Source organism: Armatimonadota bacterium, from assembly GCA_016223145.1.
In the GTDB taxonomy this organism is placed as follows: Bacteria; Armatimonadota; Fimbriimonadia; order Fimbriimonadales; family Fimbriimonadaceae; genus Nitrosymbiomonas.
In genome coordinates, this window is the sequence record JACRPN010000008.1 from 359494 (window position 1) to 378197 (window position 18704).

The 18704-nt window shown below is 62.0% G+C and carries 21 protein-coding genes; 11 read left to right on the top strand and 10 right to left on the bottom strand.

Annotated features, from left to right (window positions below):
- Window positions 1–17 precede the first annotated feature (17 nt).
- Window positions 18–698, top strand: coding sequence for a hypothetical protein (locus HZC36_06800; GenBank protein MBI5706683.1), 681 nt, complete (start codon window positions 18–20; stop codon window positions 696–698).
- Between the two features lie 36 nt (window positions 699–734).
- Here the strand turns inward: HZC36_06800 and HZC36_06805 are convergent, their stop codons facing one another.
- Window positions 735–1550, bottom strand: coding sequence for a class I SAM-dependent methyltransferase (locus HZC36_06805; GenBank protein MBI5706684.1), 816 nt, complete (start codon window positions 1548–1550; stop codon window positions 735–737).
- Window positions 1551–1847: 297 nt separating this feature from the next.
- On the opposite strand from HZC36_06805, the gene HZC36_06810 reads away from it, so the two are divergent.
- Entirely contained in the window at window positions 1848–2261 is a 414-nt protein-coding gene (locus HZC36_06810; protein ID MBI5706685.1) for a DUF1801 domain-containing protein, read from the top strand.
- 169 nt (window positions 2262–2430) lie between these two features.
- Here the strand turns inward: HZC36_06810 and HZC36_06815 are convergent, their stop codons facing one another.
- The 5 genes from HZC36_06815 to HZC36_06835 all read right to left on the bottom strand — a co-directional run bounded on the left by HZC36_06815 (window position 2431) and on the right by HZC36_06835 (window position 5538).
- On the bottom strand, window positions 2431–3189 hold the full coding sequence (locus HZC36_06815; protein ID MBI5706686.1) for a GNAT family N-acetyltransferase: 759 nt from the start codon (window positions 3187–3189) through the stop codon (window positions 2431–2433).
- A 99-nt stretch (window positions 3190–3288) separates the two neighbouring features.
- Window positions 3289–3699, bottom strand: a complete 411-nt coding sequence (locus HZC36_06820) for an RNA-binding protein (protein MBI5706687.1) — start codon at window positions 3697–3699, stop codon at window positions 3289–3291.
- Between the two features lie 475 nt (window positions 3700–4174).
- Window positions 4175–4666 (bottom strand): hypothetical protein, encoded by a 492-nt coding sequence (locus HZC36_06825; GenBank protein ID MBI5706688.1) that lies wholly within the window; start codon window positions 4664–4666, stop codon window positions 4175–4177.
- Window positions 4667–4668: 2 nt separating this feature from the next.
- Window positions 4669–5010, bottom strand: coding sequence for a P-II family nitrogen regulator (locus HZC36_06830; GenBank protein MBI5706689.1), 342 nt, complete (start codon window positions 5008–5010; stop codon window positions 4669–4671).
- Between the two features lie 9 nt (window positions 5011–5019).
- The gene (locus tag HZC36_06835) at window positions 5020–5538 is read right to left on the bottom strand and encodes a hypothetical protein (protein ID MBI5706690.1); all 519 of its coding nucleotides are present in this window, start codon (window positions 5536–5538) and stop codon (window positions 5020–5022) included.
- Between the two features lie 133 nt (window positions 5539–5671).
- On the opposite strand from HZC36_06835, the gene HZC36_06840 reads away from it, so the two are divergent.
- From HZC36_06840 to HZC36_06850, 3 genes are read left to right on the top strand one after another with little or no spacing between them, the layout of a single operon-like run.
- Window positions 5672–5902, top strand: coding sequence for a type II toxin-antitoxin system prevent-host-death family antitoxin (locus HZC36_06840; GenBank protein MBI5706691.1), 231 nt, complete (start codon window positions 5672–5674; stop codon window positions 5900–5902).
- Entirely contained in the window at window positions 5899–6285 is a 387-nt protein-coding gene (locus HZC36_06845) for a type II toxin-antitoxin system VapC family toxin (protein MBI5706692.1), read from the top strand. The genes HZC36_06840 and HZC36_06845 overlap by 4 nt, the downstream gene beginning before the upstream one ends.
- A gap of 6 nt (window positions 6286–6291) precedes the next feature.
- Complete coding sequence (locus tag HZC36_06850; GenBank protein MBI5706693.1) at window positions 6292–6897, top strand: GNAT family N-acetyltransferase; 606 nt, start codon at window positions 6292–6294, stop codon at window positions 6895–6897.
- A gap of 57 nt (window positions 6898–6954) precedes the next feature.
- On the opposite strand, the gene HZC36_06855 is transcribed toward HZC36_06850, so the two are convergent.
- Together HZC36_06855 and HZC36_06860 are read right to left on the bottom strand one after the other, a co-directional pair.
- Window positions 6955–7470 (bottom strand): GNAT family N-acetyltransferase, encoded by a 516-nt coding sequence (locus HZC36_06855; protein MBI5706694.1) that lies wholly within the window; start codon window positions 7468–7470, stop codon window positions 6955–6957.
- Window positions 7471–7478: 8 nt separating this feature from the next.
- Window positions 7479–8939, bottom strand: a complete 1461-nt coding sequence (locus HZC36_06860) for a PQQ-dependent sugar dehydrogenase (GenBank protein ID MBI5706695.1) — start codon at window positions 8937–8939, stop codon at window positions 7479–7481.
- A gap of 108 nt (window positions 8940–9047) precedes the next feature.
- On the opposite strand from HZC36_06860, the gene HZC36_06865 reads away from it, so the two are divergent.
- A complete protein-coding gene (locus HZC36_06865) occupies window positions 9048–9617 on the top strand; it encodes a D-lyxose/D-mannose family sugar isomerase (GenBank protein MBI5706696.1) in 570 nt (189 codons plus the stop codon).
- 44 nt (window positions 9618–9661) lie between these two features.
- Here HZC36_06865 and HZC36_06870 read toward each other — a convergent pair whose 3' ends face one another.
- Together HZC36_06870 and HZC36_06875 are read right to left on the bottom strand one after the other, a co-directional pair.
- The gene (locus HZC36_06870) at window positions 9662–11293 is read right to left on the bottom strand and encodes an MmgE/PrpD family protein (protein ID MBI5706697.1); all 1632 of its coding nucleotides are present in this window, start codon (window positions 11291–11293) and stop codon (window positions 9662–9664) included.
- A 192-nt stretch (window positions 11294–11485) separates the two neighbouring features.
- Window positions 11486–11863, bottom strand: a complete 378-nt coding sequence (locus HZC36_06875; GenBank protein ID MBI5706698.1) for a hypothetical protein — start codon at window positions 11861–11863, stop codon at window positions 11486–11488.
- Window positions 11864–11961: 98 nt separating this feature from the next.
- On the opposite strand from HZC36_06875, the gene HZC36_06880 reads away from it, so the two are divergent.
- From HZC36_06880 to sufB, 5 genes are all read left to right on the top strand, one after another.
- Window positions 11962–12549, top strand: coding sequence for a sigma-70 family RNA polymerase sigma factor (locus HZC36_06880; protein MBI5706699.1), 588 nt, complete (start codon window positions 11962–11964; stop codon window positions 12547–12549).
- A gap of 48 nt (window positions 12550–12597) precedes the next feature.
- The gene (locus HZC36_06885) at window positions 12598–13113 is read left to right on the top strand and encodes a hypothetical protein (GenBank protein MBI5706700.1); all 516 of its coding nucleotides are present in this window, start codon (window positions 12598–12600) and stop codon (window positions 13111–13113) included.
- Entirely contained in the window at window positions 13091–15754 is a 2664-nt protein-coding gene (locus tag HZC36_06890; GenBank protein MBI5706701.1) for a CHAT domain-containing protein, read from the top strand. The genes HZC36_06885 and HZC36_06890 overlap by 23 nt, the downstream gene beginning before the upstream one ends.
- Window positions 15751–16956, top strand: coding sequence for a S8 family serine peptidase (locus HZC36_06895; GenBank protein MBI5706702.1), 1206 nt, complete (start codon window positions 15751–15753; stop codon window positions 16954–16956). Before HZC36_06890 ends, HZC36_06895 begins: the two co-directional genes overlap by 4 nt.
- Before the next feature lie 89 nt (window positions 16957–17045).
- A complete protein-coding gene (sufB, locus tag HZC36_06900; protein MBI5706703.1) occupies window positions 17046–18689 on the top strand; it encodes a Fe-S cluster assembly protein SufB in 1644 nt (547 codons plus the stop codon).
- Window positions 18690–18704: the final 15 nt, after the last annotated feature.

The following is an 18704-nucleotide window of genomic DNA, read 5'->3' on the forward strand; positions in this document are numbered from 1 at the left end:
GCACGAAAGAGCCGGCCTTGAGACGCTTGACCACGATTGCGATACTCCAGATCGAGCTTGCGCTCGCAAGCCCAGTCCGCGCGTTTCTGATCCTGTTTCTCGGCCTGACGTTTGTTGGCCCGGTGTTGGCGAGCCTCTTGATGTATCCGTTGTCGTGGCGGCAATGGGCCGACCACGAGACCGGCATAGCTTTCATCGCAGCCTATGCAGCATTGATCGTCTGGCTCAAGAAGTCGTCTCCGTGGCTCGGTTGGCTTGGCGCCATTGGCGTATCGGTCCAAGCAATCCTCGGCCTCTTGCTCATCTATACGCCGATCGGGGCGACGCTCGGGTTTCTTCATCCTGACCTCACGTCTCCTGTTGCGCACTATCCGTTCACGGCTTATGCCACGGCTTGGGCGATTCTCGCACTGGCTTGCGCGTGGGGGATGGTCAAGGACGACTGGCGCGCCTACTTCGGCGAGATCGCGGTGATCCTCGTTCTTTTGGCTGCCGAGTACTTCGGGCCTGACCTCTCGCCTGGGGAGAATCATGTACGCCGGCCCGCGATGTTCCCTTTCGAGGATGCGATCCGGCCCTATATGGACTGGTTGGAGAGTGCCGCATACTGCTGGGGTCTTGCGGTGCTTTTCCAGGCGCTTTACCGCCGAGGAAGGAAGCAGTATTCAATGAGCCGAGCGATCGGCCAGATGCAATAGCGTTCCTCCGGTTGCTTCACCCGGCTTACCCAGTCGTTACCTGCTCACCTGCGCCAGCAAGAGCTTTCCCAGGCAAGACTCGATCGACACGACGTCGAACTGCTCCGAGAGGAGCGCCCGAAGCTCGTCGCGGGTAAACCGCCGGTAGTAGATGCCGCCCCGGTGGAATCCTTCCTTATGTATCAGATAGGGATGGATGCGCCGCCACTCATAGGCGGACAGGATGAACCGCCCGCCAGGCTCCAAAGTCTGCGCGATCGATTCGAGCGCCTGGCTCCGCAAGCTCGCGGAGGGGAGGTGCTGAAGGACCTGGGCCATCAAGGCAAGGTCGAACGCGCGCGGCTTTACCGGCAACTGCAGGACGTCCGAATGAACGAGCAGCACGCGGTCGGCCAGGCCGGCTTCCTGCAGCTTGCCCCGGCAAACTTGAAGCGAACCCACCGATCGGTCAACCGCAACGACGCGGTTGGCGCGCCGGGCCAGGTCCACGGTGAACCGCCCAGTTCCGCAGCCGATTTCAATCACCCGATCAAAAGGCTGTGAACTGAGCGCCTTGCGAATCTTGCTTGCCTCGACCCCGCTCGATAGGCTCACGGCAATGCCCGCATCGTAGAATTTCGCCTGGCGGTCGCGGCATCGCTCTTCATCGAGCTGGACATCATGGCCCTCGGCCCTCTCGGGCTCATCGACCACCGGCGCAAAGACCCCGTCCGCAAATCGATAGCGCCGCGAACACTCGCTACAATGCGCCTCTGACGCACTGAGGTCGATCTCGAAAGGGCCACCGCAGGCGCACGCGAGCAAGTCCTCAAATCGCTGCATGACGGATTGAGCATCCACGAGGACTTCCATGACCTGAGATTATGCCGCAACTCCCGACGGGACGATAGGCAGGCTGAAAACCAGTCCTACGGCGACTCTTGCCGTATCTTTGGCAGAGAGGCCGGTGGGTGGCCGTTCAGTGCTTCGGCCTGTGGCGACAGCCCAGTTTGCTCCACGCATCTGGCGATGCCAGCGATTTCTCGAATTAAGAGGGAAGATTGCGCCAGAGTCCTTGCCGCTTGTGGCGCCCTGGCGCGGATCGGCGAGCGGCTTGCGGTCTTCAACATTCAGAGCTCGCCATTGGGTCCTTCAAGGTACATTGCGCCCATGCCAAACGTCGCTGCAACCCCTGAAGAGTATATTGCCGGGCTCGAGGAACCGCGAAGGTCGCATATCCAGGCGATCTATGACATGGTGCGCGAGGCTGCGCCAGACTTGGAGCCCTGGATGGTGGCCGGGAAGATTGGCTTCGGGCAATTCCCCTACCAAGGAAAGAGCAAGAAGTGCTCGGGCATCTGGTTCAAGCTGGGGTTGGCGAGCAACAAGAACTCGATCATGTTCGCCACATGCGCGGGGATGGACGGCGGCTATATGGCCGAGGCCTATGCCAAACGGCTGCCGAAGGCCGACGTCGGCAAGAGCTGTCTCAACTTTCGCAAGTTCGAGGACGTGGACATGGAAGTGCTCCGCGAGATCGCCGTCAAGACTGCGGCGGCGGATTTCTCACATTGGGTTATGTAGTTCGGGGGTCGCGGGTGGAGGTGAGAGGTCCGGGGCCAAAGGTCTGAGGTCCACACTCACAACTCCCGCCAGAATCACAATCCTCGCGGTTCTCACCACCCGTACGCACGGTGAACCCAATCCCATGGTTCTCCTCGTTCGTGGATCCCCTCCACTCTGGAGAGGTGCTTCACCTTTGCTTGGGGCAAAACATCTGCATCACCGCAAGCTGTCTGTAGCCAAGAACGGGATAGATCCTGGCCCCGTCTTTGCTGGCCAGCAGCACGCTGTGGCGAACCCCAGCTTCCTTGTCGTCTCCCAGCATCCGCGCCATCAGTGCCTTTCCATAGCCTCTCCCACGATAGATGGGCCGTACCCAGAGGTCCGAAACCCAGGCGTCCTCACCCACGGCAACGCTGCGCACCTTCCCAAAAACATCCACGTCGTCCGCCATCACGTACTGCCGGAAGCTAACGCCCTGCTCCTCAAAGTCGGCGGGACGCAGGACCCTTCCGCCCGCGAGCCTATTCAAGCGCTCGGCATCCGCGCGAGATTCAACACACTCGACGGGAATGGAGCTTCGATATGAAGGAAGCGAAGACAGGTCATGGACGAAGAGCCACTCGGTGGCCAAAGACCGGTAGCCGCTCGCTTTGAACTCAACTTTGACCTTCTCAAAACTCTCCGACTCGTGCATCACACCCAGGAAATGCCAGCCGACGCGCCAGTCCCTTACTGCATCGGCAACCTCTTGCGGCGAAACGCCGTAGGTGATGACTTCGGCTTTCCGGGCGTGTTTGCGGCCGGGTGTGTCTCGCATCAACCAAAGAAACCGGTCCTTGCTCGCAGGTTTCTGCTCAAGGAGGTCAGTGGCCACGTAGGGGTACGTGCTGCTCTTGAGCATGGCGAACGCCTTGACAAACACCACCGCTGCGGCGGGAATCTCCATTGGGGTCTATTCTCCATCAATCCTCCGTTGTTCGGACCCAATAAGGCAAGAAGGGCCTGGACTTTAGTCCAGGCCCTTCTTGAAATCTGATGACTCCGATTACCAGTCGCGGCGCTTTCCGCCACCACCGCCGCCGCCACGGCCTCCGCGGCCACCGCCGCCTCCGCCACCGTAGCCGCCACCGCCGCCATAGCCTCCGCTGCGGCCGCCGCCGCCTCCGCCACCGTAGCCGCCACCGCCGCCGCCATAGCTGCGTCCGCCGCCGCCACCGCCGCCGCCCTCACCCTTGGGTCGAGCTTCGTTTACGGTCAGGGTTCGGCCGCCAAGCTGCGCGCCGTGCATGGCTTCGATAGCCGCGTCCATCTGGTCCGCTTCGACGTCGACGAAGCCGAAACCTCGGCCCTCGATGACGCGTGCGTTCGTCGCGCCGTATGCGCCGAAGGCTTCAGTCAGAGACTGCTCGTTCGTGGAATACGGCAAGTTGCCTACGTAAAGTGTTTTTGTTGCCAATTTGGCCTCCGTTTACCGGGACCATTCCCGGTGTTCTGTTCCGATTTAGATGTCCGGTGCTGTGAGAGTCAAGAACAGGCCGAAGGCCGATGCAAGCTCGAAGGCAGAAGACGTGGAATCGTAACGGGGAAAAGAATACCAGGTTCGATGCAGGTTGCGATAGGTCTATTTGCGGTGATGGATGAGTGGCGCTGTGATCCCGAGCGAAGCGAGGGATCTTCTGGCTGGCGCCACTCACGATGGCTGGTGTTCCCGGCCCGCCCGTAATCTACCTTCGGGCAATCCGCGCTGCAATCAGATTCCTCGCTTCGCTCGGAATGACAGCCCGCCGCCAACCTTGGTTCTCTTCCGTCATGAGCCAGCTAAGTCGGAGCCACAGGGGCGCCCCAGGGGGATCGCGGGCTGAAGCCCGCTCACCCAAAATAGGCGGGGTGAACCCCGCGCTCCCTTCACACCCACCCCTAACCGCAAACCGTCATCCTTCAACTGCCCACCGCCCTCCTTCCAGCGCCACGTACAGCCCGTCCCAATCCTCGGGGTCTTCGCAGAGCTCGGCCTGAACCGGCGACTCGAGGATCGCGCTCCACTTCTCCTCCAGTTCAGCGTCGTCTCGGACGATGCGGTCGAAGCTCTCGTGATAAAAGGGCGGATAGCGCTCGCCGGTCGCCTTGACGATAGCGGCGCCAGATTTTGTCTTGGCCTTCTCCACGATGTCGCTCAACTCGTAGGGCCTGCCGGAGCCCGCTTCACGCACTCGAAACATCAGTTCGGTCGTCTCCGGCAGGATGCAGAGGATCAGAAGGTCCCACTTCTTGCCTTCCGGGCGCAGGAGCTGTCGCATCAGGAGCCGCCGCTCCCCCTCGTCGAGCGGGCGCGAGTGGCGGAAGGTGACGTAGTACGTCACGTCGTCGGCGCGCCAATGGGGCAGTTTGCCCCGCCAGATCTGAAAGTTCTGCCAGCGGCCCACGATCAGCTCAGCGCGGCTTCGCCCCGCTCGCCGGTCCGAATGCGGATGACCTCTTCAACGTCACTGACGAACATCTTTCCGTCGCCGATCTCGCCGGTGTGCGTGGCCCGGGTGATCGCCTCGATGGCCTCCTCCAAATGCTCGTCGGAAAGCACAACGACCACCTTGACCTTGGGCAGCAGGTTGACGGCATAGGTGCTTCCCCGATATTTGTCGGTCCTTCCGAGCTGGCGCCCGTAGCCGCGCACCTGCTCTACGGTCAAGCCGCGCAGCCCCATGTCCTCCAGCGCTTCCTTGACTGCTTCCAGCTTGTTGACGCGAACAATCGCTTCCAAGCGCTTCACCGCAACCTCCTAAAACCTGAGCCCAACACCGATCGAAAACCCCTGCAAGGTGCTGTATCCGTTCCCAAAGTATCGGATCTCAAGGACGCCGGGGATTTTGTACTTCGCTAGGTCATAGCCCGCGCCAAAGCCATAGGCCAACTGGATTCTGCTCTTCTTTTCGAGGCCGCTGAGCGTGGGTCTGGCCTCACGGTTGAAGGAGACTCCCAAGCCGGCAGAGAGGATGACGCCCTTGTTGGCGGAGACCTGGTTGACCATCACCGGAATTCCGGTGAGGCTGCCCTTCGAATAGCCGTCGATGGAAATGGCGAGCCCGCTCGAGTTGCCATTCGCGCCCGTACGCTGCTTGCCGAGGTTGAACTGGACGCCGAACACGGGCCATTGCTTGCCCTCGTTCTTGGCCTGAAGCTCGCTGGGCCTGAAATTGCCGAACCTGACCAAGGCGCCAATCTGCTTGGCCTCCTGGCCGAAAGCCATCGCCGAGGCGAGCAGCGCCGTAGCCACCAAAATCCGTTTTGTGTTGTGCATAGGTGATTCTCCGTAATCGCCGAACGGGAAGTTACCCGGAACGCAGCCGGTAAGCCAAGCTTTGGGATTCCCACGAGAGTTCCGGGTCTATTTGACCAGTCGTCATGACTGGTCATTATGGTATGCTATACCCATGATCGTCACAGCAACCGAGTTCAAGGCGAGATGCCTTCAGTTGCTCGACCGGGTCAAGATGACCGGTGAACGGATCCAGGTCACCAAGAGGGGCAAGGTCGTCGCCGAACTGGGGCCCGCCGAAGATCACGCGAAGGCTCCGGCCAAGCCAGGATTTGCGAAAGGTCGGCTAAGAATCACCGGCGACATCCTATCCCCTCTCGAAGAACCTTGGGATGCGCTTCGATGATCGTACTGGACACCCACATTTTCCTCTGGTATGCCCTCGACAACCCCCAACTTCAGGCTACGCTTCGCGAGAAGCTGCGGGCCGAACCCGGAGCCGTTTTTGTTCCAACGGTCTGCATCTGGGAGTCAATCCTCCTTGCAGAAAGGGGAAGCATCGCGATCTCAGGCCAGAGCGTCGGAAAGACGATTCGGGGCCTGATCGCAGAAGCTGGGTTCAACGAGGCGCCGTTGACCGGTGATATCGCCGTGCTGAGCAGGTCCTTGGATTTCAAACATAGCGACCCTGCCGACCGGATCATCGCGGCAACAGCGTTTGCGTTGGGGGCCGAGCTTGCGACGGCGGATTCGAGACTTCGATCGCTGGATTGGGTCAAGCTAGCCTGACTTGAAATGAATCCCCACACCCCCTTTCTCGCCCCAATGTCCTTCGAGCGCAGCGGACTCCTCCTCAGGCCCTATCGTCCGGGCGACGGACCCGAATTGGGGCAAGCGATCTCGGGCTCTCACCACCACCTACGCCCGTGGCTGCCGTGGGCGGACGAGCAGTACTCGGCCGAGCGGGGCGAAGAGACGGCGCGCCGGCTCGGCGCAGCCTACTTAGCGGGCACCGATTTCACCGTCGGGATTTGGCTGGACGGCAAACTCGCAGGCGGCACGGGCTTCCACCTCCGGGGTGCCCCGGTCTCCAACGGCATCGCGGAGATTGGCATGTGGATTCGGGAAGACCTCTCCGGCAAGGGCTTGGGCACGCGCGTGCTCGAATCCATGCTGGACTGGGGCTTCTCGGAGTGGCCCTGGGAACGCATCGAGTGGCGCTGCGACCCGCGCAATGGGGCCAGTGCCCGGGTCGCCGAGAAGTGCGGCATGAAGCTGGAAGGCACCCTGCGCTCGAACATGAAGGACGTCGACGGCGAACGGCGCGACACGCTGGTGTACGCGATGCTGAGGTCCGAACACACCGAGCTGCGCGAACACCAGCCACCATCGGGACCTTGAGCCAAAGGGTCTTTGCCTCGTCGGAGAGCCCCAGACATGGGAGCCACATGCGGCGGACTACGCGCCTGAGAGAATCCCCAAGTCGTCGAACAGATACCAGACGGCCGGGTAATCCACACCCTGAAAGGTCCACGTGTCCTTGCAGACAAGCGTGCCGCCGATTCGCTCATAGAACGCCCGCCCGATCGAATTGTCTCGCAAGGTGTGGATTCCGAGCGTCGCATGCCCTTGCTTCAGCCCGTATGTGGCAGCTCGAGCAACCAGGGCCCGGCCAATACCGCCACGAGCGGCTGAAGGGTGAACATAGAGTCCAGAAACCTCATAGTCGGCGCCGGCCCAACTGCAGGGTTCCTGAAGCACGGCAAACCCCACGACTCCGTTGTCTGTTTCTGCTACGAAGATCGTCTCGCCCCGAGACAGCTTCTCTCGGGTGCGATCAGCCCGTCGCACCGCTTCAAGCGCGGCCATGTGCTCCGGCCGGATAATATGCGCGTAGGCCCATCGCCAGCAGGCGACGGAGATATCTGCGATCGCCTGCGCGTCGGCTACCGTCGCCTGGCGCACGCTCACCATATGCCGAATTATCCCGCAGGAACGAGCTTGACGACTTTGTCCGGTCCGTTGATCACCAGATAGATCGCGCCATCGGCTGCGACCGCGATGTCCCTAACGCGCCCAATGCCGTGAAGAAGCTCTTCCTTCTCGACGAGCTGCCCGCCCTTGACCCGGATTCGGTCCACATTGCTGCCGGCCAGCCCACCCGCGATCAGGTCCCCCTTCCAATTGGGGAAAGCCGTGCCACGAATGGTGTCGAGGCCGCTCGCCGCGCAGGAAGGAAGCCATCGAAAGGCCGGCATGGCGATCTTCTGGTCGGGTTTGGGCCACGGCACCCGGAAAGGCGTGTCGTTGTAGTTGATGCCAAAGCACACCACGGGCCAGCCATAGTTGGCGCCGCGCTGGAGCATGTTGAGCTCATCGCCTCCCCTCGGTGCGTGCTCGGTGTCCCAGACGTTGCCCTCCAGGTCGATCGTCAGGCCCTGGGGGTTGCGGTGGCCGTAGGTCCATGCCGGGCTCTTGGGCCAGGGGTTATCGTCGGGGATGCTCCCATCCTCGTTCACGCGCATGATCTTGCCGTAGGGGGTTTCGAGGTCCTGGACCCTCATATTCGTGCCCCGCTCTCCGACGGAGATGAACACGTGGCCCCTGCCGTCGAACACGATCTTGCTGCCGAAGTGGATGCCTGCTCCGCTGTAATATTTCTGGTCGGCTTCGTAGATGGTCTGGTTGTCCATCCACTTGGGGGCGCCACCCGAGAAGTCGATCTTGCCGCGCACGACCTTCGTCATGCCGCCCCCGCCGCTCTTGGCAGGATCGCAGAACGACAGGTAGATCCAGCCGTTCTTCGCATAGTCGGGATGAACCGCCACCTCCATTTGGCCGCCCTGGCCGATCTCGACTGCAGGCGGTGTGCCCTCCACCCTTTGCGACGACTTTCCGGTTCTGTCGACGACCAAGACACCGCCCGGGCGGTTGGTGACGAGCATCCGGCCGTCCGGCAGGAAATCGAGGGACCAGGGAGTGCTCAGGCCCGAGGTGACGACGTCCACCATCTTGAACTTGTGAAGCTTCGAGGCATAGGCCCCCGAGGAATCGGGCTTGGGGTCGCCCTCTTTGGCACGCAAGCCGGATAGCTGGAGCTCGCGCACGTGGACGACGAGTGCCCACACCGCTTCATCGGAAAGGCTGCCGCCAAAGGCCGGCATGCCCATGTCCGGCTTGCCGTTCTTGATCGTATCGAAGAACTGCTTGTCCCACTTCTGATCGAACTTGTCGCGGCTGACCAAGGACTTGGTTCCTGCGCCACCGCCCTGCATGTCTTGCCCGTGGCAGCCCGAGCAGTTCTCGTTGAACATGCGGGTCACGTTTGCCGATTGGTCCTTGGAGGGCTCAGGCTCAGCCAGCGGCGAACTTGGATCGGGGCTTGGGCGGCACGCACCGAACACGGACAGCACGGCTAGGAGCGGGAGGATCCGGAGAAGCATCCGGGAACTGTACCCGTGTCCGGTAGGGAATTCCAGACCCCGAATGGACAGACCCTAGTGGCTAAGCTCCTCAGCGGTCTCCCTGGGCGCACCAAGTAAGCTCAGACCATGAAGCGCTCCGACATCAACCTGCTCGCCCGTCAGGCCAGGGCCTGCTTTGAGGCCCACGGCTGGGCCCTCCCTCCACAGCCGAGGTGGGACGTCTGCGACTTCGGGATGGGCGACGTTTGGAGCAAGGGCCTCCTGCTTATCAACCTTGCCGAAGAGCCCGAATACTGCGAGAAGCTCATGTATCAGCGGCGCGGAATGGTCTGCCTGGCACACACCCACAAGGTGAAGAAGGAAGACATCATCTGCCGGTGGGGTGAATTGGCGATAACGGTCTGGCCCGGGCACCCGCGTGAAAGCCATTCCGGGGACTTCTCGGTGAATGTCAACGCCCAGCCCAGAACCTGCCGCCCCGGAGAGAGGATAGTGCTTGAGGCGGGCGAAAGGGTCACGCTCGTGCCAGGGATCTACCACGCGTTTGAGCCTGCAAGCGACGAAGTGATCATCGGCGAGGTCTCGACCGCCAACGACGACCTGAACGACAACTTCTTCGCGGATGAAGGGGTCGGCAGGTTCCCCACGATCGAGGAGGACGAGCCTGCGGAAGTGAGGCTGTTGTCAGAGGGTTAGCGGATAGCGATTGACGGTTTGCGGATCGGAACGCTCCTGCGCCATTACTCGTAACCTGGCCGATCCGCAATATCGCATTCATAGATCGACGCCAGCTCTGCCCGCGAAAGGGCCCCCAAGCGGCTCAGGCGATCCTGCACTGCGTCGGCTACGGACGCGTCTTCAAACGCAATTGCCCCCAGCATCTCGAACTTGGACTTCAGGATCGAGCCCAGATCGGCCGAGGAGTTCCTCGCATGTCCCGCGGGGAACATGACCAAACCGGAATCTGCGCCGGACCTCGGCCGCGCTCCATCCCCGCCGCCTGGCTCAAGCGAAATGGAAAGCGACGTCGGGATCCCTTCAGGGTACTTGGCGTCGTACTCCGGTCCGCCATGCTCGAACTTGATCTTCGACATGATCTCCCGGGTCACGGGGTGGAATACAGCGGCCGCGTCGGGCTTGTAGTCGTAGGGAGAGAGCATCAGCAGCTTCCAGAGGTCATCTGTCGAAGCCGCCTTCAAAACTTCCGTGGGCCGTTCGAGAGCCTTTCTCAGCATCGTTGCCACGATATAGGCCATCGAATGGTCCGCGCTCTGTCGGGTCTTCGGGTCCATCTTGGCCGGGTTTCCGATGATGCCAAACGCGGGCTCATAAGCCAGGATCTTGATCTCCTCGATCAGTCCGACCTGTCCGACGAGTTCCGGATGAGCTAGCAGCAGTTCCAAGAGTCCCTGCAGCGCTCCCGCCGACTGGTGCTCATAGAGCCCCAGCTTGAAGTGCATCCCCATCACCGCGAAATCGTCTCCGCTGTGCGAGAGCACCAGGTCGAATGGGCTTTCCCCCTGCTCTTTCCACCTCTCCTTCCCCTCGGTCGTGGGCTCGAAATACCGAAAGATCGCCTCGGGGTTCCTAAAGACGTCCCTCGGCCCCACAAACCCCTTCATCGCCCTCTTCATGCAGAGCACCGCCGCCTCGGAACTGATCGCTGCCGAAGCGCCCTTGCTGTCGCTGAGCTGCTTCCCCGCCCGGATCGCCCGCCACGGGATGTAGTGCGCTAGAAACTGGCCGATGGCGCTCTCGATTTGCTCCGGCGTGGCGCCCATCAATGCGCCGTAGGTCGCTGCCGAAGCGATCGCGCCGTGGACAACATGGTCCAGCTTGTAGGTCTTTAGGCTGAAGACCTCGGCGAGCCTGCCCCGGATCTCGTCGAGCAAGACCATCGCTCTCAAAGCCGTCGCACCGTCGAGCCCGCGCTGCTGGCAAGCTGCGATCACGACGGGATAGAAGTCGTTGTGTCCAAACTCGCCGGCGGTGTGCCCAAGCTCGGGCCGGTAGCCGAAGTTTGTTCCGTTCGAATCCCATTCGCGAACGGCCGAACTGTTGGCCACCACCGCCTTCTCAGCCTTCACCTTCACGGAAGAACCGAAGACCGTCGCGCCGTCCGGGTCCGGGTATTCGAGTGCCTCCTCGCGCAAGAGCGTCGGAGCGTTAGTTTTTAGTGCCAGCGCCGAAGTCCCGCAGAGAAAGGCGTCCGCATGAAACATGCGCGTGCGCTCCAGGACTGTGTTTGAGGGCCCCGGACCGAGTTTGCCCGCGAGGAAATCAACCGCAAACTGGCCGATGCCCAGGGCCTGATTGGTATCACGAGGGAGCAGGACTGAGGTTCGGGCGTCGATGCCCGCAAGCGGCGTCATGCGGAATAGGATACTTGGACCCTCAGTTTGATGCCACCCTCCATCTCACGCCGAAATCGCTCGCGTCAACCGAGCCGAAGCGCAACGCGCTCTTGCATGGAGTGCATGGAGTACAGAGGAGCCGCCGCGCCCAACTCCAAGATTCAAGAGCGGACGACGGCGGCCGGTGAGGGTGATTGGTGCTCTTCCGAGCTAGCGAGGGATGAAAATACCGGTCTGAACGACGTTCCCATCGAGCGTCATGACGCTTGCCGCCGTGCCAGCGGTGATGTTCGGCCGATTGTTGCCGGAATAGCGTTGGGCGATCTTGAAGCGGCCAAAGGCGTCTGTCGTGACGTTCCATTCAGCGTCGCCGGCTACCACCACATAGTCAGTGTTGGCCGGCAGGTTCTCACCGCCAATCTGAATCTCGGCCTGAACGCGGGCTCCTCGGGCATCCACTTTGTAGACGGCCTTGCCTTTGCCCACACCGGACAGGGAAGCAAACAGCTGTGTACGCGATCCTTGCGCGAACCCAAGGGCGAATGCAGCCACGGAAATCATGGCCACCAAAGTCAGCATAAGTTTCATAGTCTCTTACCTCTTTCGAAGGCACCCCCGCATCTCTGCGGGTGGTACATCGGAACAAGAGGGGCGCCGAGCGCGCCATGATACACTCGACACATCAAATGGCCAATTCAGGCGGACTTGAGGATTTGGACCGAATCCTCCAAAAGTGCAAACGGGGTGACGCGCAAGCATGGGCGTCGCTTGTCGATGCGCTGCAGGCCCATGTGTATTCCGTTGCCAAGAGAGCGGGCCTCTCCGACGACGACGCAGAAGACGTCTTCCAAACCACCTTTTTGGCGTTGCATCGCTCTCTTGACCGGGTGGAATCCGGCTGGGCCCTGCCGCGTTGGCTTGCGACCACCGCCTCCCGCGAGGCGCTGCGCCTAAGAAGATCGAAGCATTGCCAGACCCTACCGATCGATCGCCCCGACCTTGGCCTAGACCAACTCCTCGCCGACGAAGAGGCTTCTGCGGCCGAAGAAGCCGAACGGGCAGACACCGCCCTTCATGTGAGGACTGCATTGCTTGAACTGAAACTCGAATGCCAGAAATTGCTCATGGCGGTGTTCTCTGAAGATGATCTCTCCTATCAAGACATCTCGGTGCTACTCGGGATCCCCATGGGTTCGATCGGCCCTCAGCGTGCCCGGTGCCTTGAGCGACTCCGAAAGATCCTGGAGAATCGCGGTTTTTTCGATGAAACTTGAATCACTGAGCGAAGGTGCTGACTTCTTCCCAATGGAGTTGTCAAGACGATGAAAGACAAGGGGCTTGAACAAGTAGTCGATGAAGCGCTCATGGGAATCGAGGGCCCGAGCGAGGACGCACGCATTCTTCAGTTTCGCAAGATTGGCAGGGCGCTCAAGACGCCCATGCATTCTGCTTCCCATGAAGCCATCGGGCGAGCCAAGGCCATCATGCCGACGGCGTCGCGGTCTGGGCTTCTCGCTAGGCTCGCTTACTGCTCGCTGCAGCCGCAAGCCGTTCGCTCGGCGGTCACGGAGAGCTTCCAGATGGTCTTCGAGTCCGAGGCGTGCAAAGTGCGCATGATGTTCTCGCCGGTAGGAGATCGATGGGACGTGCTCGGAGAGTTCGATGGCGAGGTTCTCCAGGTGACGCAGAATGGCCGCAGACTCGCCGCCCGGGATGGCCGCTTTTCCTTTCGCGCAGCGACGCTCAAGCAGACGGGCCTGATTCTCGATCTGGATTCGGGCTCCGTGCAGATCCCGTCGGCGCTGGAGGCCGCTCTTGGACACGCCGAGCCTGATTAGGTTGCTGGAGAGCGATGCCAGCCGGCCCAAGAAGAGAGCCGCCCTGCGGGCCGCCGGACCGGTCACAGGGATCAACGAGGCCGCGTTCCGATCGGTCGCCGGTCTGCTAGGTTCGGACGTAAGGCGAGCTCGCGAACTGGCCTCTTTTTGGCCCGAGTTTGTCTCGCATGGCGACGACCGCTCCTATGCCCTCCGAACCAAGGCCGTTTTCCTTCGGCTCCAAGGCAAGTGGGTCGAAAGCGCCTCTGCCTTTCGACAGGCGGGACAGGCTACCAAGCGCCTCCCCGACCGGTATGCGTTCCAGACGGGCGCCGTGGACAGTCTGGGCAGGGCCGGGAAAGTCGCAACGGCGGTACGCCTTGGGAGAAGGCTCTCAAGCGAACTGTCCGACCTAGGGGAAACCGCCCTGGCTGCACGGGTCAAGCTGAACACGGGCAACGCCCTGCTCTGGCAGGACCGCTACCGGGAGGCGCGCTCATGGCTGGAGCAGGCGGCGCCCGAACTTGAGGCGGCGGGGCTGGACAGTGAAGCCGCTGCGGCGAAACTCGGGCTCTCCACGAGCCACCTCTTTGGGGGCAGTCCCCGCGAGGCCCTTCGTTGGGCCCAGGCTGCCGCAGCTGATTTTGGAGCCTTGGGCGCGGATCACCACTCCCTTCTGGCGAGCCTCAACAACGCCCAGGCCCTGCACCTGACCGGGCGGCACGACGAGGCGCTCGATCTGCTGCTCGAAGCGCGGGCGCAGCTCGACGCCGAACCCTTTGAGAAGGGCCGCTGCTTCGAGTTCGCGGGCCACGCCTATCTCGCCCTAAACCTAGCCTCCGAGGCGGCCGACTGCTTTCGAGAGGCGCTCAAGATCTTCCGAAACGTGGATGCCCTGTTGAACCGGGCCAACTGCCTGATGGGTCTCGGCGCCGCCGCAGAACTGCTCGAGTTCAAACGCCAGCCATCGGCGTTCTATCGCCGCGCCAGGGTCGCCTACCTCGAGGTCGGCAACCGGACCTGGGCCGCCGCAGCCCTATCGCGCCTGGCAAGGCTCCTTTGCGCCAGGGGATTCACGGCTCGCGCGCTCGAAGCCGCAAGCGCCGCGGTGGCCGAGCTTCGAACCACGGGTTCAAAGGTCCACCTCGCTGAGGCCGAGCTGACGCTCGCCGAGTGCCTGATCGCTTCGCGCCAAGATAGCGGGGCGCCACTGCAGCACGCCAAAAGGCTCATCGCAAGGAACGGCTACGTCCATCTGGAATGGCGGGTTCATTGGCTGGCGGCAAAATCGACCTCCGGCCGAAGCGCCGAGGCGCACTTCGCGCGCATGGTGCGCTCGATCATCGAAGCCCGCCTGCTGACCTCTTCCACCCTCTCGCGCGCTGCCTTTCTCAAGGATAAGGCCGGCGCCCTATCGGAGTACATCGAACTGCTTTTGGCCAATCCGACTCCCAAGCGGATCGAGCGCGTTGTCTCGGTCATACGCTCCACGCGCTCTGCCGCGCTCGTCGACGAAATTCTCTCAGGTAGAAACGTCCGTCAGCGAGAAGACCTGGTCCGGCGGCTCGATGAACTTCGCCAAGAGCTGCGCCAGTTCGCATCGGAGGGAACTCCGGGGCTCGAACGCCGCGCCGTCATCGGCCAGCGAGCAGTTCATGCTTTGCGCCGCAGGTGGGCAGAGGTGCGGCGAGATGCCCTCAGCGCGGCGAGCGGCGCCCCACTCGTGGAGACCGATTCGCCCACGACGATCTTGATCCAGACTCGCGAGAGCCTCTTCAGCATCTGTAACCGCAGACTCAGAAGGCTGGGGTGCTCAGCCGAAAGCCTCAAGAATGACCTCAAGTGGCTGCGTTTTGACCTCTTGGCGCCCATGGCGGACCCGAAGGCGAAGGAGCGTCAAGCGGTGGCCTCGCTCAGGGCTATGAAATCGAGTCTCGGGCTGTCGATCCCCAGCCTTGTGGGAGCCTTGGCGATCTCTCCGGACGCCGCGCTCTGGCAGGTTCCCTGGCAAGCGGTGCTCAACGCGGAGGAATGCGCCGTCGAGCCGGTCCTCCTGCCCAACGCCGGATTCCTCGGCAACGAGGTAGGCGCCGTGCTGAACAAGGACGCGCGGGTGGCGATCTGGGCCGGCGAGTCGTCCCATTTGCCCCACATCCGCGAGGAGGCCGAGCACGTCCACGCGCTGTTTCCCGGCGCACGGGTCGCGCGCACCCTCGCGGAGGTCAGAGCCTGCATGGAGGAAGGCCCGTGGGACCTCATCCACTTGGCGAGCCATGCGGGGCTGAACGTGGAAAACCCGATGTTTTCGCTGCTTTCGTTTCCCGATGGTCCGCTTCTTGCCGACGACATTGCCAGGTCCCCTTTGCAGGTCAGGCACATTTGCCTGTCGGCTTGCGATACGGGGAGCCTTTCAATCGTAAATACTACAGAGCCAGACGGAATTGCGCGCGCCTTTTTGGCGCGCGGGGCGTCGTCGGTTTTGGCAACTTCATGGCCGGTAGATGACCGGACCGCGAAAGAGTTCATGAAGGACTACTATGAGGGCCTCGTTGAAGGCCGAACATTGGTGGACGCGCTCGCCGAGGCGCGCCGACGCTGCAGGACTAGAAACCCGCATCCGTATTTTTGGGGGTGCTGGGTGATGTTTGGAGGCTATCGATGAATCGCATCAACTTTCGGGGGGTCGCCCGGCTGGGCTTCGTCCTTGCCGCCGGCCTTGCCGCATCTTTGTCTTGGGGCCAGGGCCACGTCATCTGCAGGCTCGTAGTGGGCGCCGATCCCGCACAGCTTGCCACCGACTATGGGATGACCCTGCTCGACACGACCAGCCCGTCCCCTTTCGTGCTCTACGATGCCCCGGACGGGATGACTTCCGAACAGGCTGAGCACCTCATCCGGACGGATCCGAGAGTGGTCTGGGCCGAGGACGACGGGGAGGCGGACTCTCCCGAGAACACCGGCGCCGGCGGCGGCAGCACCGTTGCGGCGGTCGCCGACCGGACTGCGCTCTACGCCCGAAACAACAACTTCTTGCGCCAGATTCGTTACGCTTCCAGCCGCAACATCGACCGCTCCATGATGCGCGTGGCCGTGCTCGATAACGGCCTGTCTCCGCTGCAGCCCCGCCTTTGGACTAACGTCATCGCGTCGGCGAATTATGTGAACGATGGCAACCTGCCCCACGACATGCCTTGGAACGTGGACTCGAACGGCAACGGAACTCCCGACGAAATGCTCGGGCATGGGACGATGGTGACGGGCCTGATCGATCTTCTGGCCCCCCAAGCCAAGCTGATCATCGTCCGAGTGGCCGATAGCGACGGCATCGCGACGGGTTGGCGGCTGATCAAGGGCCTATGCTTTGCCGTGCAGAACGGCGCGCGGTTGGCCAACATCAGCCTGGGGTCGCTTCAAGAGATCGCCGCCCTGAGCGACGTCTTGGAATGGGCAGAGAGCTACAACCTGCAGGTGGTGGCGCCGATCGGCAACAACGGGCTCCAGGATTCGCTCTTTCCGGCTGCCTACGATAGGGTGATCTGTGTCTCCGGCCTCCTGCCCGACGACCACAAGGCCCCCTTCAGCAACTGGGACGATACGGCCGACGTGGCCGCCCCCGCGACAGGCTTATTGAGCACCTGGTGGGACGGCACGATGGGGATCTGGTCGGGAACCTCTTTTGCCGCTCCGATCATCACCGGAGCGTTGGCGAATGCGGCGCCAGTGAGGTCTCCCAAGACGCCCAAGCAGCTCCGCACGGTGCTAAGATCGTGCACGGACAACATCAACACGTCGAACGCGGCCTATCAGAACCGGCTCGGCGGGAGGATCAACGTGCGCAATTTGGTCCGGCTCATGATGAGGTAGCCGCCAAAATCACCCATCCATACTTTTTTGTATACTTTGCCGTCAACTTTCCCACGCGCCTTTCGTAGGAAGTAGCGGCAAGGAACCCTATGTTGGACCAAGACACCCTCAGCCCCAACTTACAGACTGATTCCGGCAATCCGAAATCCGAAATCCAAAATCCGAAATCGGAAGACGATGCCCTGCTGGAGCAGTTCGCGAACCGCGAGTACAAATGGGGCTTCAGCACGGACATCGAAACCGACAGGTTCGAGCCGGGCCTGAACGAGGACGTCGTCAGGAGAATCTCCCAAATCAAGGGCGAGCCCGAATGGATGCTCGACTTCCGCCTGAAGAGCTACCGGCACTTCCTCACCATGACGGAGCCGAATTGGCACAACGTCAAGTACGAGAAGCCCGACCTGCAGGCGATCCGCTATTACGCCGCGCCGAAGAAGAAGCCCGTCCTGAACAGCCTCGACGAAGCCGACCCCGAACTGCTCCGCACCTTCGAGAAGCTGGGCATCCCGCTCAAAGAGGTCGAGGTGCTGCTCAACGTCAAAGGCGCCGCCGAAGGCCACGCGCCCGCGGATGCACGAGATGGCGAGACGCGAGAGGCGAGAGGCGATGCCGGAACCGATTCGCCTCTCGCCTCTCGCCAATCGCCCCCCCAACAAATCGCCGTCGATGCCGTGTTCGACTCAGTCTCCGTCGCCACCACCTTCAAAGCCAAGCTCGGAGAGCTCGGCATCATCTTCTGCAGCATGTCCGAAGCCGTCCGCGAGCACGGCGACCTGGTGCGCGAGTACTTGGGCTCGGTCGTCCCCTACTCCGACAACTTCTTCGCCACGCTCAACTCGGCGGTCTTCTCCGACGGCAGCTTCGTCTACATCCCCAAAGGCGTGCGCTGCCCGATGGAGCTCAGCACCTATTTCCGCATCAACGCCGAGCAGACCGGCCAGTTCGAGCGCACGCTCATCGTCGCCGACGAAGGCGCCTATGTCAGCTACCTGGAGGGCTGCACCGCCCCCATGCGCGACGAGAACCAGCTTCATGCGGCGGTCGTCGAACTGGTCGCCCTGAAGGACGCCACCGTTAAGTACAGCACCGTCCAGAACTGGTACCCCGGCGACCCCAAGACCGGCAAAGGCGGCATCTACAACTTCGTCACCAAGCGCGGCAAGTGCGCCGGCAAAGGGAGCAAGATCACCTGGACCCAGGTCGAGACCGGCAGCGCCGTCACCTGGAAATACCCCAGCGTGCTGCTGATCGGCGACGACAGCATCGGCGAGTTCTACAGCGTCGCGCTCACGGCCAACTTCCAGCAGGCCGACACCGGCACCAAGATGGTGCACATCGGCAAGAACACGAAGTCGACCATCGTGAGCAAGGGCATCTCGGCGGGCTTCGGCCAGAACACCTATCGCGGCCAGGTGCGCATCCAGCCCGGCGCGGACAACGCCCGCAACTACAGCCAGTGCGACAGCATGCTCATGGGCGACAAGTGCGGCGCGCACACCTTCCCGTATATCGAGGTCAAGAACCCGACGGCGACGGTCGAGCACGAGGCCAGCACCAGCAAGATCGGCGAAGACCAGATCTTCTACTGCAACCAGCGCGGCATCCCCACCGAAGACGCGGTGAACATGATCGTGAGTGGATTCTGTAAGGAAGTGTTCAGAGAGCTTCCCATGGAGTTCGCGGTTGAGGCGCAGAAGCTGCTTGGCGTTTCGCTTGAAGGCAGCGTAGGATAGCATCGGGGGCGGAAG

What these genes read in the sequence shown, in the direction of transcription:
- HZC36_06840 (MBI5706691.1), top strand. Translation starts at nt 5,672, where the DNA reads ATGATCGTCACAGCAACCGAGTTCAAGGCGAGATGCCTTCAGTTGCTC.
- HZC36_06860 (MBI5706695.1), bottom strand. Translation starts at nt 8,939, where the DNA reads ATGCTTCTCCGGATCCTCCCGCTCCTAGCCGTGCTGTCCGTGTTCGGT.
- HZC36_06870 (MBI5706697.1), bottom strand. Translation starts at nt 11,293, where the DNA reads ATGACGCCGCTTGCGGGCATCGACGCCCGAACCTCAGTCCTGCTCCCT.
- HZC36_06835 (MBI5706690.1), bottom strand. Translation starts at nt 5,538, where the DNA reads ATGCACAACACAAAACGGATTTTGGTGGCTACGGCGCTGCTCGCCTCG.
- HZC36_06880 (MBI5706699.1), top strand. Translation starts at nt 11,962, where the DNA reads ATGGCCAATTCAGGCGGACTTGAGGATTTGGACCGAATCCTCCAAAAG.
- HZC36_06850 (MBI5706693.1), top strand. Translation starts at nt 6,292, where the DNA reads ATGAATCCCCACACCCCCTTTCTCGCCCCAATGTCCTTCGAGCGCAGC.
- HZC36_06895 (MBI5706702.1), top strand. Translation starts at nt 15,751, where the DNA reads ATGAATCGCATCAACTTTCGGGGGGTCGCCCGGCTGGGCTTCGTCCTT.
- HZC36_06875 (MBI5706698.1), bottom strand. Translation starts at nt 11,863, where the DNA reads ATGAAACTTATGCTGACTTTGGTGGCCATGATTTCCGTGGCTGCATTC.
- HZC36_06810 (MBI5706685.1), top strand. Translation starts at nt 1,848, where the DNA reads ATGCCAAACGTCGCTGCAACCCCTGAAGAGTATATTGCCGGGCTCGAG.
- HZC36_06815 (MBI5706686.1), bottom strand. Translation starts at nt 3,189, where the DNA reads ATGGAGATTCCCGCCGCAGCGGTGGTGTTTGTCAAGGCGTTCGCCATG.
- sufB (MBI5706703.1), top strand. Translation starts at nt 17,046, where the DNA reads ATGTTGGACCAAGACACCCTCAGCCCCAACTTACAGACTGATTCCGGC.
- HZC36_06885 (MBI5706700.1), top strand. Translation starts at nt 12,598, where the DNA reads ATGAAAGACAAGGGGCTTGAACAAGTAGTCGATGAAGCGCTCATGGGA.
- HZC36_06805 (MBI5706684.1), bottom strand. Translation starts at nt 1,550, where the DNA reads ATGGAAGTCCTCGTGGATGCTCAATCCGTCATGCAGCGATTTGAGGAC.
- HZC36_06865 (MBI5706696.1), top strand. Translation starts at nt 9,048, where the DNA reads ATGAAGCGCTCCGACATCAACCTGCTCGCCCGTCAGGCCAGGGCCTGC.
- HZC36_06845 (MBI5706692.1), top strand. Translation starts at nt 5,899, where the DNA reads ATGATCGTACTGGACACCCACATTTTCCTCTGGTATGCCCTCGACAAC.
- HZC36_06855 (MBI5706694.1), bottom strand. Translation starts at nt 7,470, where the DNA reads ATGGTGAGCGTGCGCCAGGCGACGGTAGCCGACGCGCAGGCGATCGCA.